Origin of the sequence: Roseibium sp. (assembly GCF_965232425.1) — a bacterium.
GTDB lineage: Bacteria > Pseudomonadota > Alphaproteobacteria > Rhizobiales > Stappiaceae > Roseibium.
On the sequence record NZ_OZ246971.1, the window covers coordinates 1401725 to 1427401 of the forward strand.

Annotated in this window: 23 protein-coding genes; 8 read left to right on the forward strand and 15 right to left on the reverse strand. The window is 60.4% G+C overall.

Features of this window, described 5'->3' with window-relative positions; genetic code table 11:
- Both ACO08A_RS06415 and ACO08A_RS06420 read right to left on the reverse strand, forming a co-directional pair.
- Positions 1–399 carry a 6-pyruvoyl trahydropterin synthase family protein gene (locus ACO08A_RS06415; RefSeq protein ID WP_421981277.1) on the reverse strand — a complete coding sequence of 133 codons (399 nt, stop codon included), beginning with the start codon at positions 397–399 and terminating at the stop codon, positions 1–3.
- A gap of 57 nt (positions 400–456) precedes the next feature.
- Complete coding sequence (locus ACO08A_RS06420; protein WP_422040345.1) at positions 457–1470, reverse strand: zinc-dependent alcohol dehydrogenase; 1014 nt, start codon at positions 1468–1470, stop codon at positions 457–459.
- Positions 1471–1568: 98 nt separating this feature from the next.
- Here ACO08A_RS06420 and mdoH point away from each other — a divergent pair, with 98 nt between their 5' ends.
- On the forward strand, positions 1569–3392 hold the full coding sequence (gene mdoH, locus ACO08A_RS06425; RefSeq protein ID WP_422040346.1) for a glucans biosynthesis glucosyltransferase MdoH: 1824 nt from the start codon (positions 1569–1571) through the stop codon (positions 3390–3392).
- A 61-nt stretch (positions 3393–3453) separates the two neighbouring features.
- On the opposite strand, the gene ptsN is transcribed toward mdoH, so the two are convergent.
- The 12 genes from ptsN to ACO08A_RS06485 all read right to left on the reverse strand — a co-directional run bounded on the left by ptsN (position 3454) and on the right by ACO08A_RS06485 (position 13910).
- Positions 3454–3921, reverse strand: coding sequence for a PTS IIA-like nitrogen regulatory protein PtsN (gene ptsN / locus ACO08A_RS06430; RefSeq protein WP_422040347.1), 468 nt, complete (start codon positions 3919–3921; stop codon positions 3454–3456).
- Positions 3922–3982: 61 nt separating this feature from the next.
- Complete coding sequence (gene hpf, locus ACO08A_RS06435) at positions 3983–4570, reverse strand: ribosome hibernation-promoting factor, HPF/YfiA family (RefSeq protein ID WP_306144390.1); 588 nt, start codon at positions 4568–4570, stop codon at positions 3983–3985.
- A gap of 310 nt (positions 4571–4880) precedes the next feature.
- Positions 4881–6431 (reverse strand): RNA polymerase factor sigma-54, encoded by a 1551-nt coding sequence (rpoN, locus tag ACO08A_RS06440; protein WP_422040348.1) that lies wholly within the window; start codon positions 6429–6431, stop codon positions 4881–4883.
- An 88-nt stretch (positions 6432–6519) separates the two neighbouring features.
- Positions 6520–7275 carry an LPS export ABC transporter ATP-binding protein gene (lptB, locus tag ACO08A_RS06445; RefSeq protein ID WP_422041720.1) on the reverse strand — a complete coding sequence of 252 codons (756 nt, stop codon included), beginning with the start codon at positions 7273–7275 and terminating at the stop codon, positions 6520–6522.
- Positions 7276–7395: 120 nt separating this feature from the next.
- Positions 7396–7965, reverse strand: a complete 570-nt coding sequence (locus ACO08A_RS06450; protein ID WP_422040349.1) for an LptA/OstA family protein — start codon at positions 7963–7965, stop codon at positions 7396–7398.
- 3 nt (positions 7966–7968) lie between these two features.
- Positions 7969–8619 (reverse strand): LPS export ABC transporter periplasmic protein LptC, encoded by a 651-nt coding sequence (gene lptC / locus ACO08A_RS06455; protein WP_422040350.1) that lies wholly within the window; start codon positions 8617–8619, stop codon positions 7969–7971.
- A gap of 48 nt (positions 8620–8667) precedes the next feature.
- Positions 8668–9288, reverse strand: a complete 621-nt coding sequence (locus ACO08A_RS06460) for a ribonuclease D (RefSeq protein WP_422040351.1) — start codon at positions 9286–9288, stop codon at positions 8668–8670.
- Between the two features lie 139 nt (positions 9289–9427).
- A complete protein-coding gene (locus ACO08A_RS06465; RefSeq protein ID WP_422040352.1) occupies positions 9428–9892 on the reverse strand; it encodes a c-type cytochrome in 465 nt (154 codons plus the stop codon).
- A gap of 16 nt (positions 9893–9908) precedes the next feature.
- Positions 9909–10340: a c-type cytochrome gene (locus ACO08A_RS06470; RefSeq protein ID WP_422040353.1), complete on the reverse strand. Its 432-nt coding sequence runs from the start codon at positions 10338–10340 to the stop codon at positions 9909–9911.
- Entirely contained in the window at positions 10337–10759 is a 423-nt protein-coding gene (gene cueR / locus ACO08A_RS06475) for a Cu(I)-responsive transcriptional regulator (protein ID WP_422040354.1), read from the reverse strand. The genes ACO08A_RS06470 and cueR overlap by 4 nt, the downstream gene beginning before the upstream one ends.
- 9 nt (positions 10760–10768) lie before the next feature.
- Positions 10769–13126 (reverse strand): heavy metal translocating P-type ATPase, encoded by a 2358-nt coding sequence (locus tag ACO08A_RS06480; RefSeq protein ID WP_422040355.1) that lies wholly within the window; start codon positions 13124–13126, stop codon positions 10769–10771.
- Between the two features lie 127 nt (positions 13127–13253).
- Positions 13254–13910, reverse strand: a complete 657-nt coding sequence (locus ACO08A_RS06485; RefSeq protein WP_422040356.1) for a GntR family transcriptional regulator — start codon at positions 13908–13910, stop codon at positions 13254–13256.
- A 142-nt stretch (positions 13911–14052) separates the two neighbouring features.
- Here ACO08A_RS06485 and dctP point away from each other — a divergent pair, with 142 nt between their 5' ends.
- The 6 genes from dctP to ACO08A_RS06515 all read left to right on the forward strand — a co-directional run bounded on the left by dctP (position 14053) and on the right by ACO08A_RS06515 (position 21544).
- Complete coding sequence (gene dctP, locus ACO08A_RS06490) at positions 14053–15039, forward strand: TRAP transporter substrate-binding protein DctP (RefSeq protein ID WP_421981263.1); 987 nt, start codon at positions 14053–14055, stop codon at positions 15037–15039.
- Between the two features lie 67 nt (positions 15040–15106).
- Positions 15107–15649 carry a TRAP transporter small permease gene (locus ACO08A_RS06495; RefSeq protein WP_422040357.1) on the forward strand — a complete coding sequence of 181 codons (543 nt, stop codon included), beginning with the start codon at positions 15107–15109 and terminating at the stop codon, positions 15647–15649.
- A gap of 5 nt (positions 15650–15654) precedes the next feature.
- Complete coding sequence (locus tag ACO08A_RS06500; RefSeq protein ID WP_422040358.1) at positions 15655–16971, forward strand: TRAP transporter large permease; 1317 nt, start codon at positions 15655–15657, stop codon at positions 16969–16971.
- On the forward strand, positions 16968–18248 hold the full coding sequence (locus tag ACO08A_RS06505; RefSeq protein WP_422040359.1) for a malonyl-CoA decarboxylase domain-containing protein: 1281 nt from the start codon (positions 16968–16970) through the stop codon (positions 18246–18248). Before ACO08A_RS06500 ends, ACO08A_RS06505 begins: the two co-directional genes overlap by 4 nt.
- Complete coding sequence (locus ACO08A_RS06510) at positions 18229–19746, forward strand: malonate--CoA ligase (RefSeq protein ID WP_422040360.1); 1518 nt, start codon at positions 18229–18231, stop codon at positions 19744–19746. Before ACO08A_RS06505 ends, ACO08A_RS06510 begins: the two co-directional genes overlap by 20 nt.
- A 277-nt stretch (positions 19747–20023) precedes the next feature.
- On the forward strand, positions 20024–21544 hold the full coding sequence (locus ACO08A_RS06515; protein ID WP_422040361.1) for an ABC-F family ATP-binding cassette domain-containing protein: 1521 nt from the start codon (positions 20024–20026) through the stop codon (positions 21542–21544).
- Positions 21545–21547: 3 nt separating this feature from the next.
- Here the strand turns inward: ACO08A_RS06515 and ACO08A_RS06520 are convergent, their stop codons facing one another.
- Complete coding sequence (locus ACO08A_RS06520) at positions 21548–22210, reverse strand: L,D-transpeptidase (protein WP_421981257.1); 663 nt, start codon at positions 22208–22210, stop codon at positions 21548–21550.
- Positions 22211–22792: 582 nt separating this feature from the next.
- Between ACO08A_RS06520 and ACO08A_RS06525 the strand changes: the two genes are divergently transcribed.
- A complete protein-coding gene (locus ACO08A_RS06525; protein WP_422040362.1) occupies positions 22793–25669 on the forward strand; it encodes a peroxidase family protein in 2877 nt (958 codons plus the stop codon).
- The last annotated feature ends 8 nt before the right edge of the window (positions 25670–25677 follow it).

Consider the following 25677-nt stretch of genomic DNA (forward strand, 5'->3'; position numbering starts at 1 on the left):
TCAGATCTTGGCCTCGTACCAGGCGCGCGCGACGTGGGATTCCGAAATCGTGACCCGTACGGCGTCAAGTTCGTTTCCCGGACGGCCAAGACGGCCTTCGCGCGCTGCCCTGGAAAGGTGATCATGAATGTGCTTGGTCAGGAATTCCGTCGTCGTGTTGACGCCTGCGAATTCCGGAACATCGTCAAGATTCTTGTAGTTGAGCGGCTCGAGAACCTCCTTCAGGGCTTCGTGAGCCCGGCCGATATCGATGACCACACCGTTATCGTCGAGTTCCCCGGACAGAAAGGCCGCGTCGATGACAAAGGTTGCACCGTGCAGGGCCTGCGCCGGTCCGAAAAGCTCCCCCTTGAAGGAATGGGCAATCATGACGTGGTCGCGAACTTCTACTGCAAACATTTCCTGGTTCCTGAAACTGCGGGTGAAACGGGTATCTGAGAAAAACCGAGCCCCTTTCTAGCAAGGTTTTTCGTCATAGACGACAAGGGTCAGCAGCACATCTGACGCTTTGTTCAACAAATCGGGAAGCCGGTCGGGCAAGTCCGCGAAGGCGAGCCTGTGGCTGATGAGACAATCCAGAACCGGGTCCTTCAGCAACGTCAGCGCTGTCTCCAGGCGGCGCCGGTAGGTCCAGCGTGCCTGGCGTTCCACCGCTATGCTGCCCACCTGGCTGGACACAAGTTTCAGGCGGCGGCAATGAAAGTCGGCACCCAGCGGAACGGCAACATTTTCAGTACCATACCAGCTCATTTCAATGATGGACGTGCCGTCTCCGGCGCATTCCAGCGCCGTTGAAAGTCCGGCTGCCGTGGCACTTGCATGGAACACGATGTCCTGGTTCCGCGGCGCGTTTTGCGGCAGTGCAAAAGAAAGTCCGAGAGCATGCGCAGTTTTTGCACGCTCAGGGTTTGTATCGATGACGGTGACCGTTGATCCGGGCAGCTGTCCGGCAACGTAAGCTGTCAGGAGACCGACGACGCCGCCACCGACCACGCAGATGTGATCCCCAGGTGATGGTTTTCCGTCCCATATAGCGTTAATCGCTGTTTCCATATTGGCTGCAAGAACAGCACGTTCCGGCGAAACGCCATCTGGAATCGGCACACAGGCATCGGTTGGGAGAGTGAAGGCACTTTGATGCGGGTAGAGCGAAAATACGGTTTGGCCGGCAAGATCCGGATCGCCCTCACGCACCGTTCCGACCGCGGCGTATCCGTATTTTACGGGAAACGGAAAGTCTCCCGTCTGGAAGGGTGCGCGCATGCGCTGCCATTCGCTCTGCGGTACCTCTCCACGAAAGACAAGCCCCTCCGTGCCGCGGCTGACGCCGGAAAAGAGCGTGTCCACGCGCACCTCTCCGCCTTGCGGTCGCTTTGCCGCAGCCGGCTTGATTTCGCATTGCATTTTTTCGGTGTACCACAGCGCCCGAGCCTCGGCTGTGTCGCGCGTCACCACCCCTTTGTCCGTCATTCCCGTAACGTTCCGCTTGTTCACTTGGCCAGTGTCAATATCAGGACATTTTGACATGCGCACTATCGCCACGATTGCCCGGATTGGAAGTCACAAAAATGTTTCGAGTCTCTGACCCCTCCCATTCAGACATTTCAGCGCGCAAAATGACGGTCAGGCGGCTTGTCTTCGCCACACTGCTTGCAATCAGCTTTTTCGGGCTGACGGCGCTGATGGCGGTCACCCTGTCGCCCGGCGGGCTGACACCGCTCGACCTGTTCATCTTGCTCTGCTTCATGGTGACGCTTCCCTGGACGATCATCGGTTTCTGGAACGCGGTCATCGGCCTGCTGGTCATGCGGCTTTCGCGCGATCCGGTGAAAGCGGTCTGTCCGATCGATCCCGGCAACGCGACTGCACCCCTGACGAGTTCGACGGCACTGTTGTCCTGCGTACGAGACGAGGATGTCGACGGTCTTGAGAAAAATCTCAGCGCGATGGTGTCCAACCTGATCCGTTCAGGCCACGCGCCGCATTTCAAGCTGTACGTTCTGAGCGACACATCGCAGGACACGATCGCTCTCCAGGAACAGGAAATGGCGGCCCGGCTGTCTCAGAGATTTGACGGGCAAATGGACGTCGTCTACCGCCGCCGGTCCATGAATACCGGATACAAGGCGGGCAATATCGAGGACTTTTGCGAGCGCTGGGGCGATGAACACGACTTTGCGCTTGTGCTTGACGCCGACAGTTACATGTCCGCGGACGCCATTGCGACGCTTGTTCGCCGCATGGAAGCGAACCCGAATGTCGGTATCCTGCAGAGCCTCGTGGTCGGTCTTCCGACCGACAGCGCCTTTGCGCGCGTCTTCCAGTTCGGCATGCGGCTCGGCATGCGCTCCTACACGATCGGCAGCGCATGGTGGCAGGGCGATTGCGGCCCGTACTGGGGTCACAACGCACTTCTGAGGCTGAAGCCATTCAAGGAGCATTGCCGCCTGCCGGTCCTGCCCGGCAAGGGTCCGCTCGCCGGAACGATCCTGTCCCATGACCAGGTGGAAGCGGTTCTGATGCGCCGTGCGGGCTACGAGTGCCGCGTGCTTCCGCTGGAAACCGGCAGCTACGAGGACAATCCTCCGCATCTGCTGGAATTCATCCGGCGAGACCTGCGCTGGTGCCAGGGCAATCTCCAGTATCGCCGCCTCATCGGCATGAAGGGCCTGAAACCCGTCAGCCGGGCGCAACTGGTCCTCGCGATCCTGATGTTCCTCGGTTCTCCCGCGTGGATCGGCTTCATGGTCGGTGCTGCGGTGCTGGGAATGACAACGGACTATGCCCCCTATCGGGCGGATACGGGTGTCGTGATGTTCTTCACGGTGCTCAGCATGGTCTTCGCGCCCAAGATTGCGACCGTGATCGACGTGCTTGCGCGCCGCGATCTCAGAAAGGCGTTCGGCGGGCCAATCCGCATTCTGGTCAGTTTCGGGTCTGAAGTCGTCTACTCGGCGATGCTTGCGCCGATCATGGCGGTTGCGCACACGATGTTCATGGGCGGTCTCGCCATCGGCAAGACGATCGGATGGGGCGCACAGGCGCGCGGCGTCACACGCCTTCCCCTGTCCCTGGCAATGTCCAAGCTCTGGCCTCAGACGCTGTTCGGCATCGTGGCGTTCACCTGGTTCTCGTTCCAGCCTATCGAGCTTGTCTGGCCGATCCTGCCCATCGCGATCGGACCCTTGCTCGCAATCGCGATCGCGGTTGCGACCTCGACGAAGTCGCTCGGCAAACTCGGGATCCGGTCAACGCTGTGGCGCATTCCCGAAGAGACCGCGCCACCAGCGGAACTCGCCGCTTTGCACCTGGCGGCCCTGTCCAAGGGAGCCTCCAAGACGGCGGCGCAGCCGGGCATCGTGCAGGGCGACCCGGAACCCGCAGAGGTCTGAAACAAAAAAAAAGTCCGGCGTTCGCCGGACTTTTTTCATGGAGCAAAATCGCTCTAATCGATTAGGCCGCGTTGGACGAGGCGATCGGCTGAATGAGGAAATCGTAGATCTCCGCAGCGTCCACGGACGTGCGCACCCCTTGCGTGACGGATCCGTCCCGAAGCTGCCGGGCAATTCTTGCCAGGGCTTTCAGGTGGTCCGCCCCTGCGCCTTCGGGCGCGAGCAGCAGGAAAACCAGATCGACGGGCTCATCATCAAGCGAGTCAAAATCAACCGGTTTTTCCAGTTTCGCAAACAGTCCGACCAAACGGTCCAGGCGCGTCAGCTTTCCATGAGGAATGGCTATGCCGTGGCCGACACCGGTCGAGCCCAGACGTTCGCGTTGCAGCAGCGTGTCGAAAATCTCGCGCTCCGAAAGCCCGGTCAGTTCAGCTGCACGGGAAGACAGTTCCTGAATTGCCTGTTTCTTGCTTTTGGCCTTCAGGCCGGCAATTACCGCGTCTTTACCCAGAAGATCACTAAGATCCATAAGTTCGCCTACAAATCCTGGAAGCCGGCCTGCACTTGGAGGCCAGCTTCGTCCGCATCATCTATTCGGCAGCCTCGCCGGCCACCAGTGCAGGGTCTATCCACCCTATATTGCCATCCGGCCTGCGGTAAACAACGTTTACGCCACCGTTTGCCGCATTTTTGAACATGACGACCGGCGCTTCGGTCAGATCCAGTTCCATCACTGCCATGCCAACCGTCATGGTCTTCACCTTCGCCGAAGTCTCGGCAATGACGAGCGGATTGAAATCCGCCGGCAGTTCCTCGTCGTCCTCCGTGGAGGCGAGCACATAAGACGCAGCTTCAAACGCTTCCCGACCGTTGCCATTGTGGCTGTGGTGGTCTTTGAGCTTCCGCTTGTAGCGGCGCAGCCTCTTTTCGATCTTGTCCGCGGCATTGTCGAAACTGTTGCGCGGATCCTGATCCTGTGCAGACACCTGTAGCACGATTCCCGTGTCCAGATGCAGACTGCACTCGGACTTGAAGCCTGTGCCCTCCCTGCTGAGCGTAACGTGGCCAGTGAATCCACCCGTGAAATACTTCGACAGGGCATCTTCAATCCGGTCTGTGATGTGCTCGCGCAGTGCATCGCCCACATCCACATTTTTACCCGAAATCCGCAAAGCCATGGGGACCTCTTCTTTTTCTGTTGGCCGTTAGTTCATCGGCCGCAGCCGATGCCGAGACGCGAAACGCCTCACGTCCACAATGGACCAGTCAGCGCCCGAGCGCCATCCCCTCATTACGTCATGAGGGCGGTGCTATAATTGCGCTAACGCAAAGTGTCAATTGTAAATAAATAGGTGCGCGTCGACTGCGTTAGAATAGCGTATATCCAACATTTTATTTACGTGGACATCACAAAACAAAATCGAACTTGTGTGGAATTTCGGGGCGTTCCGAGAAGAAACCGCATGCGGGCAAAAACACGCCGGGAAGCTACAGTTTGGTGTTTTTCTCGCGCCGGCGCTGCACCGAAGACCCGATTTTCATGGCCTCGCGATACTTGGCCACGGTGCGCCGGGCAATGTCGACGCCGTCCTCCTTGAGAGTTTTGACAATCGTGTCATCGGAGAGGATCGCTTTCGGGTCTTCAGCATCGATCATCGTCTTGATGCGATGACGCACGGATTCCGCCGAATGGCTGTCGCCGTCACCCGTGCCGGAGATGGCCGACGAAAAGAAATATTTCAATTCGAAGATGCCGCGCGGTGTCGCCATGAACTTGTTGGAGGTGACCCGGCTCACGGTCGATTCGTGCATGCTTATGGCTTCCGCGACCGTCTTCAGGTTCAAGGGGCGCAGGTGCTCGATGCCGTAGGTCAGGAACCCGTCCTGCTGGCGCACGATCTCCGTCGAGACCTTGAGAATGGTCTTGGCGCGCTGATCCAGGCTCTTGGCAAGCCAGTTCGCGGTCTGAAGCGAGTCGGTCAGGTATTCCTTCTCGGTCTCGTTGCGCGCCGTCTTGATCACCGTTGCATAATAGGTCTGGTTCACCAGAACCTTGGGCAGGGTGTCCGAGTTCAACTCCACTGCCCATGTCCCGTCATTTGCCGGCCGCACGAAGACGTCCGGCACCACCGGCTGAACCAGCGCCGAGCCGAAGGCGCTGCCCGGCTTGGGATCCAGAGCGCGGATTTCGGCGATCATTTCGATGAGGTCCTCGTCGTCGACGCCACAGATCTTCCGCAAGGTTTGCAGATCCCGCTTTGCAAGCAGTTCGATGTTGTCGATCAGAGCTTCCATCGCCGGGTCGAAGCGGTTCTTGTCGATCAGCTGCAGCTTCAGACATTCGGCCAGATTGCGTGCGAACACGCCGGCGGGCTCGAAGGTCTGCAAGACACCGAGAACCGTCTCGACACGGCCAGGATCGACACCCAGCTGTTCGGCGGTGTCATTCAGGTCCAGGTAAAGATAACCGTTCTCGTCCAGCGAGTTGATCAGATGGCCCGCAATCAGCTTGTCGGCCTCGTCGCTGAGCGCCAGGTTCATCTGCTCTTCAAGCGATGTTCCAAGAGACGCCTCTTCGGCGACGAAAGCTTCGAGATTGTAATCCTCGGAGGCCGCGCTGCTGGATGCGTTCTTGTAGCTGTCGCCGGATTTCAGCTGGGCGGGGTCAGGAGAGGCCGGGACACCGGGTTCATCGGGAAAGACATTGCCAAGATCCGTGTCCATCCGCGACGCAATGGCTTCCGAGCCTGTCTCCAGGTCGTTCTGCATCCAGTCGCCGGCATTCGGCTCTTCTGCACCTTCTGCAGCGCCGTTGACGGTTTCAGGTGTCTGGCCGGTGGCATCCGGCGCATCGGGTGCGCCGCCGTCACCAGCGTCGCCGTCCCCCTTTTCCAGCAGCGGATTGCGCTCGAGTTCAGCCTCAACGTAGGAAACGAGATCAAGGTTGGACATCTGCAGAAGCTTGATCGCCTGCATCAGTTGCGGCGTCATCACCAGCGATTGGCTTTGCCGCATCTCCAACTTTGTTGAAATGGCCATCGAGTTCCCAGGCGCGTGTCGCTTCTAGTGGTCTGCTTTTTGCTTCTTAGTTACAGACCTGCACTATACCCTAGCTCGACACTCGTCATCAAAGCGTAAATTGTTCCCCCAGATAAAGTCTGCGTACATCGGGATTCGTGACGATTTCCTGAGGCAGACCTTCGGTGAGAACCTCGCCCGAAGCAATGATGTAGGCCCTGTCGATCAGGCCCAGGGTCTCGCGGACATTGTGGTCCGTGATGAGAACACCGATGCCGCGCTGGGTCAGGTGACGCACAAGTTGCTGGATGTCGCCGACTGCAATCGGATCGATACCGGCGAACGGTTCGTCAAGCAGCATGAAGGAAGGGCGGCTGGCGAGTGCGCGCGCAATTTCCACGCGCCTGCGTTCCCCGCCCGACAGGGCGATGCTCGGCGACTTGCGCAAATGCGTGAGACCGAATTCCGCCAGCAGCGAGTCGAGTTCCTCGCGCCGTTTCTGCCGGTTCGGCTCGATCACCTCGAGCACGGCGCGAATGTTCTCCTCGACGGTCAGTCCCCTGAAAATGGAAGCTTCCTGAGGCAGGTAGCCGATCCCCAATCGAGCGCGGCGATACATGGGCATCTTGGTGATGTTGAAGCCTTCAAGAAGGATCTGCCCCTGGTCCGGACGAATGAGGCCGGTGATCATGTAGAAAGTCGTTGTCTTGCCGGCTCCGTTCGGTCCGAGCAGACCGACGGATTCGCCCGGCTTGACGGTCAGGCTCACATATTTCACCACCTGGCGGCGGCCATAGGTCTTGCCGATACCGTCGACCACAAGTGCCTGCGACAGGTCGTCTCCGGGCCCCTCGTGATCAGGCATGGTTCCGTGCAACCCGTCGTAATCCGAAGATGAAATCTTCACTTAAGAATATCCAATCAATCGCTGCATCCAGACCGTTTCGCACACCGGGACATGCACACCGGTCCGGCACACAAAGTATCAGTTTTCTTCTACACTGTTGGGCATGATCCGCACCTTGACGCGCCCGCCGCCACCACCGGAACCGGAGACCTTCCCCTTGGCCGCGGTCAGGTTCGCCTGCCCGGTCTTGAGGTTGACCGTCAACTTGTTGCCGACCACCACATTGGGCCCCTGGCTGAGAACGACTTCGCGGCCGGTCATCACCATGATTTCCTTGTTCATGTCGAAGCTTGCCGCGTCACCCTTGGCTGTCTGATCCTTGGATGTGACGAAAACACCGCCTTCAGCTTCCAGGCGCGAAATGCGTTGCTGTACGGCCCCTTCCCCGGCGGACGCACCCGAGCCGGCGTAAAACACCTTGAGCCGTTCCGTTTCGAGGCTTGTTTCGCCCTGTATGACGACGACGTCCCCGACAAAGGTCGCCGTGTTGCTGTTGTCCTCTACGAGAAGCTCGCTTGCCTCGATCTCGATCGGCTCTCCGTCGTTCGATCCGAACCCGGCGAAGGAATCGGAGAAGGTCTGCGCCTGCGCGGCCGATGAAAGCAAAACGGCGGCAACCCCAAGAGCAAGGCGTTTCAAAACTGTCATCTGCTATTGTCCTTCCGAAGCCGGATTGATCGTCATCTTGATGCCATCCGAAAACCGGACGAGGCCATTTGCCTTATCATAGGAGAGATTACCGGACTGAACATGCCCTTGATCGGAGCGAATTGAAACCGGTTCGGATGTTTTCATGGCGCCGTTCTTCAAATTGACGTCCACAACCGACAGGTCGACCGTGTACCCTTCGCTCCATTCGATCTGGATACCGTCATAGAGGCGCAAGGTTTCAGCGGCATTGTCATAGGTGCCCTTCAGGGCAATGATTTCGGCACTTTCGTCCTTGCCGAGGACGATATCCGCGCGGATCGTCTCCAGATCGATGATCCGCGGATCGCTCAACCTCTGGATCGCGCGGCGCGCGGTGACCTTGTAAGAACGATCGCCATCATGGCCGGACAATTCGGGATGATCCATCACCAGTCCCTCGCTCGTCAGCATCACGTTGGCCGCACCGAAACCGCTCAGGACATTGAACAGCACGACAAGCCCGGTCATGCCGGCCAGGATCAGCAGACCGATCGCCGGGAAGGCCCAGCGCAACAGACGCACCAGCAGGCTGTGACGGCGCGCTGCCCGCTGCACACGGCTGAGCTGATGCCCGGGATTTGCATTTCCCAAATGTCCGCTGGTGATACTCAACAAACTCTCCAACTGCGGCAATGGCGCCGATCACACGCGCCGTCATGCTCAGGAATGCGCGAAAATATCCGTTTCTTCCCAACCCTTGAGATCAAGTTCGGCGCGCGTCGGCAGAAACTTGAAACAGGCCTCCGCGATATGGCTGCGCTCTTCCCGCTGCAGCATGAACTCCAGTTTTCTCTTCAACGCGTGCAAGTGCAGCACATCCGAAGCCGCATAGGCCAGCTGCGCATCCGACAGGGTTTCCGCTGCCCAGTCGGAACTCTGCTGCTGCTTTGAAAGATCAATCCCGAGCAATTCACGGGTTATGTCCTTCAGGCCATGCCGGTCCGTATAGGTCCGCACAAGTTTCGAAGCGATCTTGGTGCACCAGACCGGCTCGACCTCGATGCCTAGATAGTGCCGCAGCACGGCGACATCAAACCGGGCAAAGTGAAAAATCTTCGGTTTGTCCGCGTCGGTGAGCAAACGGGCAAGGTTGGGCGCCTCGCCCTGACCGCGCGCGATCTGGACGACATCCGCAGTGCCGTCCCCCGAAGAGAGTTGCACAACACACAGCCGATCGCGGTGCGGGTTGAGCCCGAGGGTCTCCGAATCGACCGCGACGGCCTCCGCCGTCTCGTAGGCCGTCAGATCAGGAAGATCTTCCTTGTGGTATCTGATGGTCATGTCGCGCGGTCTCCTGTTGCCTTGCCGGATATGTCTCAATACCGGAAATGTTTGACCGTGAGGTAAAACATGCGGCCGGTCGTGGCAAGCGCATTGCCGGACGCCGGCTTTGAAGACGCTGCGTCAGAACCGGAAACCGCTACTTTTTGATCCGAAAGGCCTCATGACAGGTCTTGCAGGTCGCCGCGACCTTGCCGAAAGCGGCGGCGACGGCCTTCTGTTCAGCTCCCTGGGCCGCCAGGTCCTTGAGCGCCAGTGCGGAGGATTGCAGGCTCTCGGCATAGGTGGAAAATTTCGGCCAGTCCGCCCAGATCTCCGGGCTGGCTTCCGAAGGGTGCTGGAGGCTGCCTTCGGGAAACAGCTCTGTCATCGCGTCGCCCGCGTGTGCGGCAATGGCCGAACCTGCCCGCGCGACTTCAGCCGGATCATACGTGGTGGTGCCCTTCAGCATCTGTCCGACAGTCTTGACGTTCTGACTGATGTCCTCCATCGCGTCCATGCGTTCCTTGACGATCCCCGTCGCACCGCCATGCGCCCACGCAGCACCGGCGGCCAGACCAAGCAGGCCGACAGCAAGCACTGCCGAACGTGTTCCGACTTTCATCTGGATGATCTCCCTCCTAGTAAATACCATTGGCTCGCTGCAGCGACCTCACATATGCAACAATCTTTCCCACATCGTCCTGGCTCACCGTATCCACGGGCGGCATGTTGCCGAAGCGCCAATGGTGCGCGCGCACACCCTGTGCAGCCGCCAGGTAAAACGAACCGTCGGAGTGATGACCCGGCTCATAGATCTTGTGAACCAGAGGCGGCCCCAATCCCTGGCGCCCGTCGGCAAGATCTCCGTGGCACATGGCGCAGTTGCCCTGGAAGAGTGCCTGTCCTTCCAGCGCAACCGCAGACAGGTCCGGCACGCGAACCTGAACCATCGCACCGCTGGCCCCGGAGGGTTGCGATGCCTGCTGATGCCGTGACAGCCAGAAAGCTGCACCGCCCAGGACCAGGGCGAGCGACACAGCGGCCGTTGTCAGGATCCGCGCCCGGCTCATCCCTGTTGCTCCGTGCTGTCCTTGTTCGGATCGCTAATGCCGGCAAGATCGTCAATGATCGGACAGGTGGGCCGGTTGTCGCCGTGACAGGCATCGGACAGCGTCGTCAGGACTTTCTTCAGGGATCTCAGCTCATCGATCTTCCGGTCGATCTCGGTGATCTTGGACTGCGTGATGGCCTTCACATCGGCGCTGGCCCTGTTGCCGTCTTCGTAGAGCGACAGCAGCTCGCGGCATTCCTCGATGGAAAATCCGAGACTGCGCGCCCGCTGAAGGAATTTCAGCGTCTGCAGGTCCGTGTCCGAGAAGTCGCGATAACCGTTTTCACTGCGAAGCGGCCTGACGAGACCGATGTCCTCGTAGTAGCGGATCGTCTTGACGGGAAGCCGGCTTTGTTCAGATGCGGTTCCGATATTCATTTCAGGACCTCAAAGCTTCAGTGTGCGCAAACGCAATGCATTCGTGATCACGGAAACCGAAGACAGGCTCATCGCCGCTGCCGCCAGCATCGGCGACAACAAGACCCCCAGCACCGGGTAGAGCACGCCAGCCGCGATCGGTACCCCGACCGAGTTATAGGCAAAGGCAAAGAAGAGGTTCTGACGGATGTTCTTTACCGTTGCGCTGGCGAGCGTCCGTGCCCGGAGGATGCCTTCCAGATCTCCCTTGAGCAGGGTCAGGCCAGCGCTTTCGACCGCAACATCCGCTCCGGTTCCCATGGCGAGGCCAACATCGGCGGCAGCCAGAGCCGGTGCGTCGTTGACGCCGTCGCCCGCCATGGCGACCCGGTGGCCGCCTGCCTTGAGGTCTTCGACGAGTTTCTGCTTGTCTTGCGGCAGGACACCGGCGTGGACCTCGTCGATGCCAAGCGCGGCGGCAACCGCCCCGGCCGTTCGCGGCGCGTCACCCGTCGCCATGACGATCTTGACGCCGTCGGCATGAAGCGCGTCAATCGCCGCCTTGGCGTTGTGCTTCACCGGATCGGCGACTGCAATTGCGCCCTGTAGGAACGGCTGGCCGGCAAGATCCTGTACAAGAAACATGACTGTCTTGCCGAGTTCGGCAAGCTCTTCGGCGCGGTCCTGCAGCGTAGCGAGATCGGCCCCCGTTTCGCTTGCGAATGCCGCATTGCCGAAGATGACGCGGCTGTTTCCGATCATTGCCGTCACACCCTTGCCCGTCACGGCCTCGAAACCGGTCATCGCCGGGATTTCCAGGTCCCGCTGGCGCGTCACCTCCAGGATCGCCTCCGCAAGCGGGTGCTCCGACCCCTTTTCAAGCGCGGCAGCAAGGCCGAGAAGATGGTCTTCGCTCACACCGTCATTCGGCAGGATGTCGGTCACAACAGGCCGGCCCTCCGTCAAGGTACCGGTCTTGTCGACGACAATGACATCGACCTCTGCCAGGTGTTCCAGGCTTTCGGCGGTCTTCACGAGCACACCGGCCTGGGCACCCCGGCCCGTCGCCGTCATGATCGACATGGGGGTTGCGAGCCCGAGCGCACAGGGACAGGCGATGATCAGGACCGAAACGGCGGCAACGATGCCGTGCACGAGTGACGGGCTGGGCCCGAAAACCAGCCAGGCGAAAAAGGCGAGCACCGCGACCGCGACAACGGTGGGAACGAAATAACTTGCGACACGATCCGCGAGGCCCTGGATCGGCGCGCGGGAGCGTTGCGCAGAGGCGACCATGTCGACGATCTTGGCGAGCATCGTGTCCGCGCCGACGAGCTGCGCCTGCATGATCATGGAACCGGTCTTGTTGAGCGTGCCGCCCGTGACCTTGTCTCCGGGCTGTTTTTGCACAGGCACCGGTTCACCCGTGACGAGGCTTTCGTCGACGGACGAGCTTCCCTCCAGCACGACGCCGTCAACCGGCACCGCTTCGCCGGGACGGACACGCAGCCGGTCGCCGGCCAGGATGTTTTCCAGCGGCGCGTCATATTCTTCGCCGTCATCCGCCACGCGCCGTGCCGTCTTTGGCGCTAGATCGAGCAGGGCGCGGATCGCGTCTCCTGTGCGTTCTCTCGCGTTCAGTTCCAGGACTTGACCGACAAAAACCAGCGCGATGATCACGACGGCCGCCTCGAAGTAGACAGGCATGTGTCCGCTTTCCGCCTTCAGTGCATCCGGGAACAGGAACGGCAGAAAAGCGGCGATCATCGAATAAAGATAGGCCGTGCCAACCCCGATCATGATCAGGGTCCACATGTTGAAATGCCGGGTGACAAGCGACGTCCAGCCCCGCTGGAAAAACGGCAGGGCGGCCCACAGAACGACCGGCGTCGCCAGAATGGCCTCCAGATAGATGGCGACACCTTCGCCGATCCAGTCGCGGACCGGCACCCCGACCATCGGTCCCATGGTCAGGACGAGGAGCGGTATGGCGGCAGCAACACTGACTCGGAGACGGCGGGTGAAATCGATCAGCTCGTGGTTGGGTTCGTCCGACACACCGCTCATCGGCTCCAGGGCCATGCCGCAGATGGGACATGTGCCCGGACCTTCCTGAACGATTTCCGGATCCATTGGGCAGGTGAAAAGCGCGCCGGAGGCGGATTTTTCCGCATCCAGCTTCTTCTTTTTGTCATTGTTGCCGGACAGGTAGAAGTAGGGGTCGGCGTCGAACTTGTCGTGGCACTTCGGATTGCAGAAGTGATAGGTCTCGCCCTTGTATTTCAGCGACGGCTTGCCCTTGCCCAGCGTCACCGACATGCCGCAGACCGGGTCGACGGCCTGGCCGGCATCTGTGGGGCTTTCCAAAGTGGCAACGGTTTCCTGCATGATCGGCGCGCTCTTCATCAAGACTGATTACACGCGTCAGTTAGGGCCTCCAGTCACTGGAAGGTCAATCTGAAAAACCACGTAGGCCTTTTTGCCGGGCAACACCTGGGCACGGGCGCGCACAGTTCTATCCGGCCTTTTGCTTCAGGCTCGACATCAGATTGTGGAACTTCTCGCCCTGCACGGCGACATGATTTCGCAAGGCGCCGGCCGCCTCGTCCGGGTTGCCACGGGCCAGGGCCTCGACGATCGCCTCGTGTTCGGCCATGGACTGGGCCATGCGTCCCCGGAACTTCAGCTGCTGCCGCCGGAACGGTTTCAGGCGTTTGTGCAGTTTCGTCGCTTCCTGCTCCAGGAAACCGTTGCCCGATTGCCGGTAGATCGTCTTGTGGAAGCGTTCGTTTTCGGCGTAGTACCCGTCCGTGTCCCGGGCCTCGACGGCCATCTGGCACCTGGCGTTCGCGTCCCGAAGTTCTTCAATCGCCTCATCGGAAATCCTGAGCGCGGCCAGGCGGCCACACACGGCTTCAAGCTCCGCCATGACCTCGAACATTTCCATCAGTTCTATCGGCCCGGGCTGGCGCACGAACGCGCCGCGCCGCGGCACGAGTTCAACCAGGCCCGACAGCGCCAGCCTTTGGAGCGCCTCGCGCAAAGGCGTCCTGGACACACCGAACTGCTCGGCGAGCCGTACCTCGTCGAGACGGTCCCCGTTCTGGAAAATGCCGCTGAAAATGTGCTCTTCGAGCGCTTCAGCAATGTTGTCGGCACGCCGTTGTTCCATGACATTTCTTCTAGTTCGGCGGGCGCTGAAACGCAAACCCGTAATTTTTGTATACAAGATTGTTGACTAAAAATACAGAACGATCTTACACTGCGCGCGCCGTCCGGGAGAAATTCCCGTTCGGGCACTTCGGGAGGAAAACATGAAATCAATTTTGAAAGGCGCGGTGGCAGCCCTTGCCGTCATGAGCACTGCGACGCTTGTTCAGGCGACGGAGCTCCGGTTGTCTCACCAATGGTCCAACAAGGATGTCCGCCATCAGGTCGCGCAGATCGTGGCTGATGAAGTCGCGGCCGCGGATGTCGATCTGGAGATCAAGATCTTCGGCTCGAAGTCCCTGTTCAAACCGCGCGAGCAATACAAGCCGCTCAGCCGCGGTCAGCTCGACATGACCGTGTTCCCGCTGAGCTATGCGGGCGGCCAGCAGCCTGCCTACAACCTGACGCTCATGCCGGGTCTGGTGAAGAACCACGACCACGCGGCCCGGCTCAGCGATTCGCCCTTCATGGACGCCCTGGAAGCGAAAATGGCGGACGATGACGTGATGGTCCTGGTGCATGGCTACCTGGCCGGCGGATTTGCCGGAACGGACAAATGCATCACCAGCCCGGACGATGTGAAGGGATTGCAAACGCGCGCAGCGGGCAAGTCCTTCGAACAGATGCTCGCAGGCGCAGGCGCTTCGATCGCCTCCATGGCGTCTTCGGAGATCTACAACGCGATGCAGACGGGCGTTCTGCAGGCGGCCAACACGTCGTCCTCCTCGTTCGTCTCCTACCGCATCTACGAACAGGTCAAGTGCTACACGCCCGCGGGCGATGTCGCCCTCTGGTTCATGTACCAGCCGCTTCTGATGAACAAGTCGACCTTCGAGGGTCTCACCGAAGCGCAGCAGCAGGCCCTTCTGGCCGGAGCCGAAAAGGCCGAGGCGTTCTACCTTGCTGAGGCAAAGAAACAGGATGCGGCCTCCGTTCAGGTGTTTGAGGAAGCCGGTGTCGAGATCGCACAGATGAGCCCGGAGGACTTCGAAGCCTGGCGCAAACTGGCAATGGAGACCTCGTACCAGAAATTCGTCGAAGAGGTTCCGGACGGGCAGGACCTGCTCGACAAGGCTCTCGCCGTAGAGTGACACGTCAGGTGGCGGCCGATGGCCGCCACTCTTTTTCTTTCAATCCCGGATCTTGAGGGAGTCGGTAATGGCCGGCCATAACTCCGCTGTTGCCGCGCGCACGGGAAACAACCCGTTCCTGCGCGGCGTCGCAGCCATCTCAACCCTGGCAGGCTGGTGCTCCTCGGCCATGATCGTCGCCGCGGTGGCAATCACCTGCCAGATGATCTTCGTGCGGTTCGTCCTCAACGGGTCGACGGTCTGGCAGACAGAGGCGGTCATCTATCTCGTGATCGCGGCGACACTTGTCGGATTGCCCTATGTCCAGCGCCTGCGCGGTCATGTGAACGTGGATCTGATTCCGCTTTCGCTCGGGCCCCGCGCGCGGTTCGGGCTCGCCATGCTCACGTCCGTCCTGTCAATCGTCATCGTGTCGATCATGCTGTGGTACGGCTTCGAATACTGGCATTTCGCCTGGGATCGCGGCTGGCGTTCCGACACGGTCTGGGGCGTCAGGCTCTGGATCCCCTATCTCGCCATTCCGATCGGCTTCGGCCTGCTCCTGCTTCAGCTGATCGCTGACCTGGTGGCCGTGCTGACCGGAACCGACAAACCGTTTGGCCTGGAGTAAGCGAGATGGATCCCCTTCTTCTGGGCGCGATCGTTGCCATCGCCACAATCCTTGTTCTTTTCTCCGGCGTTTCGGTTGCCATCGGTCTCCTGATCGTTTCCGCCGGTTTCCTGATCATCTTCGACGGTCCCCGTTCGCTGGAACTCATGCCGGAAATCCTGTTCGGCAAGCTCGACAATTTCGCGCTCCTGTCGATCCCGATGTTCATCATCATGGGCGCATCGATCGCATCGACGCGCGCCGGCGCCGATCTCTACGAAGCGCTGGAACGATGGCTGACGCGCGTCCCGGGCGGCCTGGTGGTCTCCAATCTGGGGGCATGCGCGCTGTTCGCGGCCATGTCCGGGTCGTCGCCGGCGACATGCGCCGCCATCGGCAAGATGGGCATTCCGGAAATGCGCAAGCGCGGGTATCCGGACGGTGTCGCCGCCGGCTCCATCGCCGCAGGCGGCACCCTGGGCATCCTGATCCCGCCCTCGGTCACGATGATCGTCTACGGCATCGCCACCGAGACCTCGATCGGCCGCCTGTTCCTGGCCGGCGTCATCCCCGGACTGCTGCTGGTCGGCCTGTTCATGGCCTGGTCGCTCTATTCGACCTGGCGGTCGGGCGAAGGCAAACGCCTGAGTTCAGGCAGTTACACCTGGGGGCAGCGGTTTGAGATCCTGCCGCGCGTGCTGCCCTTCATCGCCATTATCCTGGGCGTGCTCTATGCCATGTATGGCGGGGTCGCGACGCCGTCGGAGACCGCTGCGGTGGGTGCGCTGCTGTGCCTGATGATCGCAATGATCATCTACAAGCTCTGGCAGCCCCAGGCGCTTTGGGTGGTGCTGCGCGACAGCACCAAGGAATCGGTGATGATCCTGTTCATCATCGCCGCCGCCGGCGTGTTCTCCTACATGCTCAGCTCGCTTTTCATCACCCAGTCGATCGCCGAGTGGATCGGCACGCTGGACGTCAACCGCTGGGTCCTGATGGGGGCGGTCAACATCTTCCTGCTGATCGCCGGTTTCTTCCTGCCGCCGGTCGCCGTCATTCTGATGGCGGCGCCGATCCTGCTGCCGATCATCACGACAGCAGGTTTCGACCCGATCTGGTTCGCGGTGGTCCTGACGATCAACATGGAAATCGGGCTGATCTCCCCACCCGTGGGCCTGAACCTCTACGTGATCAACGGCATCGCGCCGGACATTTCACTGAAAACGATCCTGACCGGTTCCCTGCCATTTGTCGGATGCATGGTATTGGCGATCATCCTTCTGTGCCTGTTTCCGGAACTGGCGACCTGGCTTCCCGACGTGGTCATGGGGAGAGCGGTATGACGCTCCTTGCGGATCTGCTGTCAACGGTCTTCGAGCGCCGTTACCGGCTCCCCGGGCGCTATTTCAGCAACGAGCGGCCACTGGAAGACCTTGCCGACGAATTGGTCGGCTCGGCGGGCGAGACGTCGGGTCTTGCACTTGCACAGGATATCCTGTCCGGGTTCGAGAACCTGAATGACGAAGAAAAACTCGTCTTCTTCCAGACGATCGCCGGCAGGCTCAACATCGACCCGGAAAAGGTGCGGGCCGCACTCAATGCCTATGAACGGTCACCGTCCAAAGCAACCTACCGGGATTTCATGACGGCCGCAGAGCCACGCCGGCAGGAGCTTTTCCGGCGCCTCAACAAGGTGCCGGGCGCAACGGGCACGCTTGTCGACATGCGTGCGGACCTGCTCAGGCTCGGCGAACAGGATCCGGATCTGGATGCGCTCGATCTCGATCTCAGGCATCTGTTCGCATCCTGGTTCAATCGCGGCTTCCTGGTGCTCAGGCCGATCAACTGGGAAAGCCCGGCGCACATACTGGAAAAGATCATCGCCTATGAAGCCGTCCACGCGATTGACAGCTGGGATGACCTGCGCCGCCGCCTGGAACCGGCGGACCGGCGCTGCTTCGCCTTCTTTCATCCCTCCATGCCGGACGAACCGCTGATTTTCGTGGAGGTCGCCCTGACCAAGGGCATTGCCAATTCGATACAATCCCTTCTGGCTGAGGACCGGGAAGCACACGCGGCCGAAGATGCCGACACGGCGGTGTTCTATTCGATCTCCAATTGCCAGGCCGGCCTGGCCAACATTTCCTTCGGGAACTCGCTGATCAAGCAGGTCGCTTCCGACCTTGCGGCCGAACTCGGCGGGCTGAAGACATTCGTGACGCTGTCTCCCATTCCCGGCCTGACACGCTGGCTGGAACGAGAAGGCGAGGAGTGGACAGATGATCAACCGGACCAGATGAAGGCCAAGGCGGCGCACTATCTCCTGAATGCCAAGTCGCGGGGAGAGCGGCCCTTCGATCCTGTCGCCCGGTTTCACCTCGGCAACGGCGCGATCGTTCATGCCGTCCACGCCGGGGCCGACACGTCCGAGAAGGGCCAGGCCCAATCGGGCGGCACGATGGTGAATTATCTTTACGATCTCTCCAAAGTGGCGCAAAACCACGAGAAATTCGCAACGACGCAGGAAGTCATGGCCACGGACGCAGTCAGGTCGCTCGCACGATCCGCTGCGCTCAACAAGAACAGAAAAGGCGACGCCAATGCCAAACCCACTCTTTGACAGCCTCTTTGGCATTCATTCCGGCAAGACGACGCCGTTTCTGCGGTTGCTGGACGGGCACACCGTTACCCATCAGGCGTTTCTGGAAAAGGCCGCCAGGACCGCCAATTTTCTGACAGGGCTCGGCTTGACCGCCGGCGACCGCGTTGCCGTTCAGGTACAAAAGTCGCCGGAAGCGCTCGCCCTTTATGCCGCCTGTGCGCAGGCCGGTCTGGTGTTCCTGCCACTCAACACGGCCTATACGGTCGAGGAGCTGACCTATTTCATCGACAACAGCGGTGCATCCCTGGTCGTCTGCGACAGCAGAAGCGAAGCTGATCTCAAGCCGGTTGCGGACAGCCTGGGGGCAAGGCTCGAAACGCTGAATGCGGATGGCTCGGGCTCCCTAAGCACGGGGGCGAGCGGCATGGAACCGCACTTTGCCACCGTGGAGCGCAGCGGCGATGACCTTGCCGCGTTTCTCTACACATCCGGAACGACGGGCCGGTCCAAAGGCGCCATGCTCACGCAGAACAATCTCCTGTCCAACGCCCAGACACTCGTCAGGGAGTGGCGGTTCACGAACGCGGATGTCCTTCTGCATGCGCTGCCGATCTTCCACACGCATGGCCTTTTCGTTGCAACGAATGTGATCCTTGCGGCCGGCGGCAGCATGATCTTCATGCCGAAATTCGACCTGGACGAGATCATTGCCCACCTGCCCGAGGCAACCTCGATGATGGGCGTGCCGACATTCTACACACGCCTCCTTGACGATCCCCGGTTCACAAAGGATCTGACGGCCCACATGCGTCTGTTCGTTTCCGGTTCCGCGCCGCTTCTCGCCGAGACGCATGTTCAGTTCGAGGAACGGACGGGTCACCGTATCCTAGAACGGTACGGCATGACCGAAACGAACATGAACACGTCCAACCCCTATGACGGCGAGCGGCGTGCGGGAACCGTCGGCTTCCCGCTTCCTGGCGTCGAGTTGAAGATCACCGATCCGGAAAGCGGGGCAAGCCTGCCACAGGGCGACGTCGGCCAGATCGAAGTGCGCGGCCCCAATGTCTTCAAGGGGTATTGGCAGATGCCGGAGAAAACCGCGGCAGAACTGCGCAGCGACGGGTTTTTCATCACCGGCGACCTCGGCCGCATAGACGAGGACGGATATGTTCACATCGTCGGACGGAACAAGGACCTGATCATTTCCGGCGGCTATAACATCTATCCGAAAGAGATCGAGCTTGTCCTCGACGATCAACCCGGCGTTCTGGAAAGTGCGGTGATCGGCGTGCCGCATCCCGATTTCGGTGAAACGGTGCTGGGTGTGATCGTGCCGGAGAAAAACACGTCCCCGGACCTCGATGCGATGCATGATGCGGTCAAGGCATCGCTCGCCCGGTTCAAGCATCCGCGAAAACTCATCCTGCTGGACGAGTTGCCGCGCAACACCATGGGCAAGGTGCAGAAGAACGTCCTGCGCGAGGCCTACAAGGACATGTTCGCGCCGGCCTGATCCAGGGCCGCCCCACGCGTCCGCCGGTTCATCAGCGTCAACTGCTGTTCAAGGCAATTGACTGAGTGAAGCAGGCCGACTAGCTTGTCTCACGCATTCCACACGAACCGCAGGAGGATCACATGACATATTTTCGATATCATGATCGAACCCGCGGTCCCGTCCAGGCCCTGCAAACGCGTTTGTAGGGCTGATCGAAGGACATCATCAACGTCACGACGATCTGCCCAAGAGGCGGCTCTAGGAGCCGCGTATCCCGGTTTGAAAGTTGTGATTCATGTCCTTGATCAATCTGCGCAATCTCGGCGTTGTTCTCTCATCACCCCTGTTTGAAAACCTGAACCTGAGCCTTGAAAAGGGCGACCGGATCGGCCTCGTCGCGGCAAACGGCACCGGCAAATCCACCTTGCTGCGCGTTATGGCGGGCCTTGCCGAGGCAACCCACGGCGAGATGACGCTGGCAAGGGGCACCAAGGTCGGGCTCGTGTCCCAGGATGTCCCTGACAGTCTTGCGAAGCTGCCCCTTTACGACGCCGTCCTGTCCGCCCTTGCGCCGGACGAGATGGAGACGGAAAGCTGGCGTGTCGATATCGCGTTGAACGATCTTGCCGTTCCCGAAAGCCACTGGCATCAGCCCTTGAACAATTTGTCGGGCGGCTGGCAACGGGTCGCGCTTCTTGCACGGGCGTGGGCAAGCGAACCCGACGTGCTGTTGCTGGACGAGCCGACGAACCACCTGGATCTCGGCCGGATCGGCATTTTGCAGGACTGGATGGTGACGGTTGCCCGCGGCGCGCCGATGATCATCGCGAGCCATGACCGCGCGTTCCTCGATGCCGTCTGCAACCGCACCCTCTTCCTGCGCCGCGAGGAATCGCAGCTGTTTTCGCTGCCCTACACCAACGCGCGTCAAAGCCTTGCGGAACTGGACAGTGCCGCCGAACGCCGGTTTCAGAACGACATGTCCAAGGCGAACCAGCTCCGGCGCAAGGCTGCAAAGCTGAAGAATATCGGCGTCAACTCGGGGTCCGACCTGTTGCTCAGCAAGACGAAGCAGCTGAAAGAGCGGGCGGACAAGATAGAGAACGCCGCCAGGCCCGCCGAAAGAGCCCACTCTGCGGGCAAGATCCGGCTGGAAAATTCGGGCGCCCATGCGAAGGCGCTGGTCAGCCTTGCCGAATCGTCCGTGACGGTTCCGGGCGGGCGCGTGCTGTTCAAGCTTCCGCAGCTCTGGATCAATCCCGGCGACCGCGTGGTCGTTCTGGGAGCGAACGGCAGCGGAAAGTCGCGCTTCCTGTCGAAGATCATCGATGCGCTCGAGGCAGAGACTCCCGACACACGTGTCGCCCCCTCGGCGGTATCAGGTGTTTCGGATCAGAACCTGTCGCAACTGAACCGCTTCAAGAGCCCGCTGTCGGCGGTTACGGAGGCGTCCGATGTCGGCGACAACAGGGCGCGCGCGCTCCTGGCCGAAGCCGGGCTTTCCATCGACCTGCAGGGAAAAAGCATTTTGACGCTTTCCGGCGGACAACGCAGCCGGCTGGCGATGCTGCTCCTGCGGCTCGAACGGCCGAACCTCTACATACTCGACGAGCCGACCAACCACCTCGACATTGACGGCCAGGAGGCGCTCGAGCACGAATTGCTGGTTCACAAGGCAACCGCGCTGATCGTCAGCCACGACCGGACCTTTGTCCGCACCGTCGGCACGCGGTTCTGGCTGATCGACGGCAAACGGCTGACGGAAACGGACAGTCCCGAGCCGTTCTTTGACGCGCAGGTGAGCGGCACGGGCTGAGGGTCAGCCCAGAACGACGACCTTGGTGCCGACATCGACGCGCTTGTAGAGATCGATGATGTCCTGGTGCCACATGCGGATACAGCCGCTGGACGCATTGGTCCCGATGCTGCGCGGCTGATTGGTGCTGTGGATCCGGTAGAGCGTGTCCTTGTTGCCCTGCCAGAGATAGAGGCCCCGGGCACCGATCGGGTTGCCCGGGCCGCCTTCCTGGCCATCCCGGTATTTTTCCAGCTTCGGGTCGCGCTCGATCATTTCGTCGGGCGGGAACCATTTTGGCCATTCACGCTTGAAGCGGATCACCGCTTCACCATTCCAGGCAAAGCCCGCCCGGCCGACGCCGATACCGTAGCGAATTGCCCGCCCGCCCGGTTCGACGAGATAGAGGAACTTCTTTCTCGGATCGACGACGATCGTGCCGGCCGGATACCGGGTCGGATAAAACACGGTCTGGCGCAGATACTTCGGATCGAAGGACTGATAGTCGATGCCCGGCAGCGAAAATCCGCCGTCGCGGACCGGGGCATAGGCGGACGCATAATTCGGCGTGCCATCGGCCAGCGGGGTCAGGCCGGCCTGAACAGTCGATTTCTGCTGGCCCTGGCAGGCTGCCAGAAGAAAAGGAACAGAAAACACCAGGCTGCGGCGGCTCAGTTTTCGCGACATGTACGTGTCCTTTGGCTCATTCACGCTGGTGGAAGCATTCCGGCAACTCTGCCCGTTCGAAACGCCTCATGCATCCCTGACCGGCGCGTTTCCCCCAACTAGGGTCAGGACCCTGACAACAAAATCAACATCAAAAGCAGGCAACAGTATTACGGTAAATGCGACCTTAACAAGGGCCGGCCGGGTTCAGATGCGCGGCGAATTTGCCGCGTTGCACGGCCATGGCGTCCACTCCTCAGGTCAATACGTGTTCAGATTTCCACCCGGCAGAGGTCTTTGCCTGCCAGCGGCGCCGTTTTCCGGGTTGTAGACTGAAACGCTCTTTCTCCCAGGCCCCGAGCCAGACCGCGACAGCACTCACGCCCAAAACCCGTCAAGTAAATTAAACAAATTTCTCATTTTAGAATTCCTCTTTCCCCTAAACGACTTCCTCTACTTTCGTAACGTAATTTATGTATCCATCAAGCACTGACATGTAAGAGCATTGAAAATCAAATAGATCAGAAATATAATACTTTATAACAGCTTATATTCTTTTCTTGTTTTTCTGATTTTTCTCTTATTGGTTGTGAGGGTACGTGTATGTTGGAACCAGAAGACCAAACCGCTGAAGAAAAAACGGGCGATTTTGCCGGCATAACGAAGTGGGAGAGGTACAGCGACGAAAGAGGCGGAGCCGAGCAGGAGCGGCGCGACTTCGAACGGTTTGCGGCTGCCATCCTGAAGGTTCAGGACAAGGTGCGCCGTCGGTCCGGCGCGCTGCGTATCGACCGCGCCCAGCACGCCAAGGCGCTTCTTTCGGTCGACAATGCCATCCTTCACGTCTCCGAGGACCTCCCCGATGATCTGGTCGCAGGTCATTGGCAAAAGGGCGCCGACCTTGCCACCACCCTGCGCCTGTCAAACGCCAGCGGTCAGCATCAGCCCGACAGCGAACGGGACCTGCGGGGCGCAGCGCTCCGGGTCGATGCCGGGGGCGAGGTCCAGGACCTTCTCATGACCAATTTTCCCGTGCCCCATGCGCGCGATGCGGAGCAGTTCATTGCCTTCGCCAGCGCGATGGCCGGCAACCGCATCATCGGGATCGTCAAACTTCTTTTCGCCGTCGGTCCGCGCGAGGCGATCCGCATGCTGCGCAACGTTTCCGGTGGGACGGGCCGCAAGGTGCACACGCTTTCGCAGGAAAGCTTCTGGAGCCGCGGCGCGATCCTGTGGGGCGACGCCGGTCCGGTCAGATATTTTATCCGGCCCGCATCCGACGAGCCCGAAGCAGGCTCGGAGACCGACATTCCGACAGATCCGAATTACCTGCGCAGCGAGATCACGAAAAGGGTCCAGCAAGGAGAGGTCAGCTGGGACCTCTGCGTTCAGCGGTTCGTCAGCGAGGAGGTCACGCCGGTCGAAGATGCTGCCGCCGAATGGCCGCAGGACAGATCGCCGCCAATCGTTGCCGCGCGCCTCACCGTTCCAGAACAGGACGTAACGACACTCGAGGCGCAGGACAAAGCCGCGGCCATCGGCAGGCTTGCCTTCAACCCCTGGAACACGCAGCCCGGCTTCCGGCCGCTCGGCAATCTCAACCGGGCACGCAAAGCGGTCTACGCGGCCAGTGCCGCGCATCGGGCGCGCAAGAGGTTCTATGAGCCCATTCCGCTGCGCAACCGGATCGTCACCGCCGTGCTGGCACCGACCTTCGGGTTCATCAACCGCTGGCGGCCCTGGTACCGGCTTCCGCATCTGGTCGCGCTCCTGAACCTGTCGCTACTGCGCCATCAGTTGCGCAAGGAAAACCTTATCGACCGCGAACCGGTCGAACCCAATCCGCAGGCGGCACAGCCGGATGGGCCAACGCCCGAAGCGGCCTGGGACGGCCGGTTTTTCGACGGAACGCAGAATGATCTCAGTGTTCCGGAGATGGGCAAGGTCGGCGCTGTGTTCGGGCGCAATCTCACGCCGGACCCGCGTCCGGACGACATCAACACACCCAATCCGGTCGAAATCAGCCAGCAGCTGCTCTACCGGAAATCGTTCATCCCGGCGACCTCGCTCAACGTACTTGCAGCCGCCTGGATTCAGTTCCAGGTGCATGACTGGGTGCAGCACGCCCGGCGCCCTCTCGGCGAGAACGATCTGGAAGTCCCGATGCCGGAAGGCCAGACCTGGAAAAACACGCCCAAGGGCAAGAAAGAATCCGTGATGCGGATCGCCGGGGACCAGCCGATCGGAACCGAGGGCGACGACAGGCTGACCTTCGAGAACACCGTCTCACACTGGTGGGACGGGTCGGAAATCTATGGCAGCAGCCTGCAGAAATCCGACCGGCTGAGGGATGGCACCGGTCCGATGCTGCGTCTGGAGAACGGCTACCTGCCGGAAAACAATCTCGGCATGGAAGTCACCGGCTTCAACGAAAGCTGGTGGCTCGGCCTCTCGGCCCTGCACACGCTGTTCGCACGCGAGCACAACACGGTCTGCGACGCGCTGCGCCGGGAATACCGGGACTGGAACGACGAGCGGATCTACCAGACCGCGCGGCTCGTCATCTCTGCCCTGATTGCAAAGATCCATACGGTCGAGTGGACACCCGCCATTCTGGCAACACCGGAAATCGATGTCGCCCTCAATGCGAACTGGTCCGGACCGGCGGGGGCATTTACCCGCATGGGGCTCTGGCTTCAGGAAGCGCACGCGCTGCGCGGCATTCCGGAAACACTGCCGGACCATCACGGCGCGCGCTACTGCCTGACGGAGGACTTCGTCACTGTCTACCGGCTGCATCCGCTCCTGCCGGACGACTACCGTATCCATGACAGCCAGACGGGCACTTTCCGTGAAAAGCTCGAATTCAATGACATCCAGGGTATTCGAACTGACGAAGTCATGCGCCGGATCGGCCTGTCGGATGTCCTTTATTCCATGGGGAATGCCCATCCGGGCGCGATCACGCTGCACAATTATCCGCGCGCCCTTCAGCATTTCAGCCGCACGTCGCACGATCTGAAGACCGAAATCATCGATCTCTCTGTCGTCGATATCATGCGCGAACGCTCGCGCGGCATTCCGCGCTACAACAAGTTCCGGCAAGGCCTGCACAAGCCGCCGATCCGCAGCTGGGAGGAGATCACGGCCAACGGTGAGGACGTCCGCCTGCTGAAGGATATCTACGGCTCGTTCGACAATATCGATACCATGGTCGGGCTCTTCGCGGAAACGCCGCCGCCGGGCTTCGGTTTCTCCGACACCGCATTCCGCATCTTCATTCTGATGGCGACGCGGCGGCTGCAGTCGGACCGGTTCCTGACCGTCGATTTCCGCCCCGAGATCTATTCACCGCTTGGACTTGCCTGGGTCCAGGAAAACACGATGACCAGCATCATCCTGCGTCATTTCCCGGAATTCGCGAGCGTTCTGCCGACCGGGCAGAGCGCCTTTGCGCCCTGGCGTCCGCGTCAGACCTGAGGAGACAC

What these genes read in the sequence shown, in the direction of transcription:
- ACO08A_RS06415 (WP_421981277.1), bottom strand. Translation starts at nt 399, where the DNA reads ATGTTTGCAGTAGAAGTTCGCGACCACGTCATGATTGCCCATTCCTTC.
- ACO08A_RS06420 (WP_422040345.1), bottom strand. Translation starts at nt 1,470, where the DNA reads ATGACGGACAAAGGGGTGGTGACGCGCGACACAGCCGAGGCTCGGGCG.
- mdoH (WP_422040346.1), top strand. Translation starts at nt 1,569, where the DNA reads ATGTTTCGAGTCTCTGACCCCTCCCATTCAGACATTTCAGCGCGCAAA.
- ptsN (WP_422040347.1), bottom strand. Translation starts at nt 3,921, where the DNA reads ATGGATCTTAGTGATCTTCTGGGTAAAGACGCGGTAATTGCCGGCCTG.
- hpf (WP_306144390.1), bottom strand. Translation starts at nt 4,570, where the DNA reads ATGGCTTTGCGGATTTCGGGTAAAAATGTGGATGTGGGCGATGCACTG.
- rpoN (WP_422040348.1), bottom strand. Translation starts at nt 6,431, where the DNA reads ATGGCCATTTCAACAAAGTTGGAGATGCGGCAAAGCCAATCGCTGGTG.
- lptB (WP_422041720.1), bottom strand. Translation starts at nt 7,275, where the DNA reads ATGCCTGATCACGAGGGGCCCGGAGACGACCTGTCGCAGGCACTTGTG.
- ACO08A_RS06450 (WP_422040349.1), bottom strand. Translation starts at nt 7,965, where the DNA reads ATGACAGTTTTGAAACGCCTTGCTCTTGGGGTTGCCGCCGTTTTGCTT.
- ACO08A_RS06460 (WP_422040351.1), bottom strand. Translation starts at nt 9,288, where the DNA reads ATGACCATCAGATACCACAAGGAAGATCTTCCTGATCTGACGGCCTAC.
- ACO08A_RS06465 (WP_422040352.1), bottom strand. Translation starts at nt 9,892, where the DNA reads ATGAAAGTCGGAACACGTTCGGCAGTGCTTGCTGTCGGCCTGCTTGGT.
- ACO08A_RS06470 (WP_422040353.1), bottom strand. Translation starts at nt 10,340, where the DNA reads ATGAGCCGGGCGCGGATCCTGACAACGGCCGCTGTGTCGCTCGCCCTG.
- cueR (WP_422040354.1), bottom strand. Translation starts at nt 10,759, where the DNA reads ATGAATATCGGAACCGCATCTGAACAAAGCCGGCTTCCCGTCAAGACG.
- ACO08A_RS06480 (WP_422040355.1), bottom strand. Translation starts at nt 13,126, where the DNA reads ATGCAGGAAACCGTTGCCACTTTGGAAAGCCCCACAGATGCCGGCCAG.
- ACO08A_RS06485 (WP_422040356.1), bottom strand. Translation starts at nt 13,910, where the DNA reads ATGGAACAACGGCGTGCCGACAACATTGCTGAAGCGCTCGAAGAGCAC.
- dctP (WP_421981263.1), top strand. Translation starts at nt 14,053, where the DNA reads ATGAAATCAATTTTGAAAGGCGCGGTGGCAGCCCTTGCCGTCATGAGC.
- ACO08A_RS06495 (WP_422040357.1), top strand. Translation starts at nt 15,107, where the DNA reads ATGGCCGGCCATAACTCCGCTGTTGCCGCGCGCACGGGAAACAACCCG.
- ACO08A_RS06500 (WP_422040358.1), top strand. Translation starts at nt 15,655, where the DNA reads ATGGATCCCCTTCTTCTGGGCGCGATCGTTGCCATCGCCACAATCCTT.
- ACO08A_RS06505 (WP_422040359.1), top strand. Translation starts at nt 16,968, where the DNA reads ATGACGCTCCTTGCGGATCTGCTGTCAACGGTCTTCGAGCGCCGTTAC.
- ACO08A_RS06510 (WP_422040360.1), top strand. Translation starts at nt 18,229, where the DNA reads ATGCCAAACCCACTCTTTGACAGCCTCTTTGGCATTCATTCCGGCAAG.
- ACO08A_RS06515 (WP_422040361.1), top strand. Translation starts at nt 20,024, where the DNA reads ATGTCCTTGATCAATCTGCGCAATCTCGGCGTTGTTCTCTCATCACCC.
- ACO08A_RS06520 (WP_421981257.1), bottom strand. Translation starts at nt 22,210, where the DNA reads ATGTCGCGAAAACTGAGCCGCCGCAGCCTGGTGTTTTCTGTTCCTTTT.
- ACO08A_RS06525 (WP_422040362.1), top strand. Translation starts at nt 22,793, where the DNA reads ATGTTGGAACCAGAAGACCAAACCGCTGAAGAAAAAACGGGCGATTTT.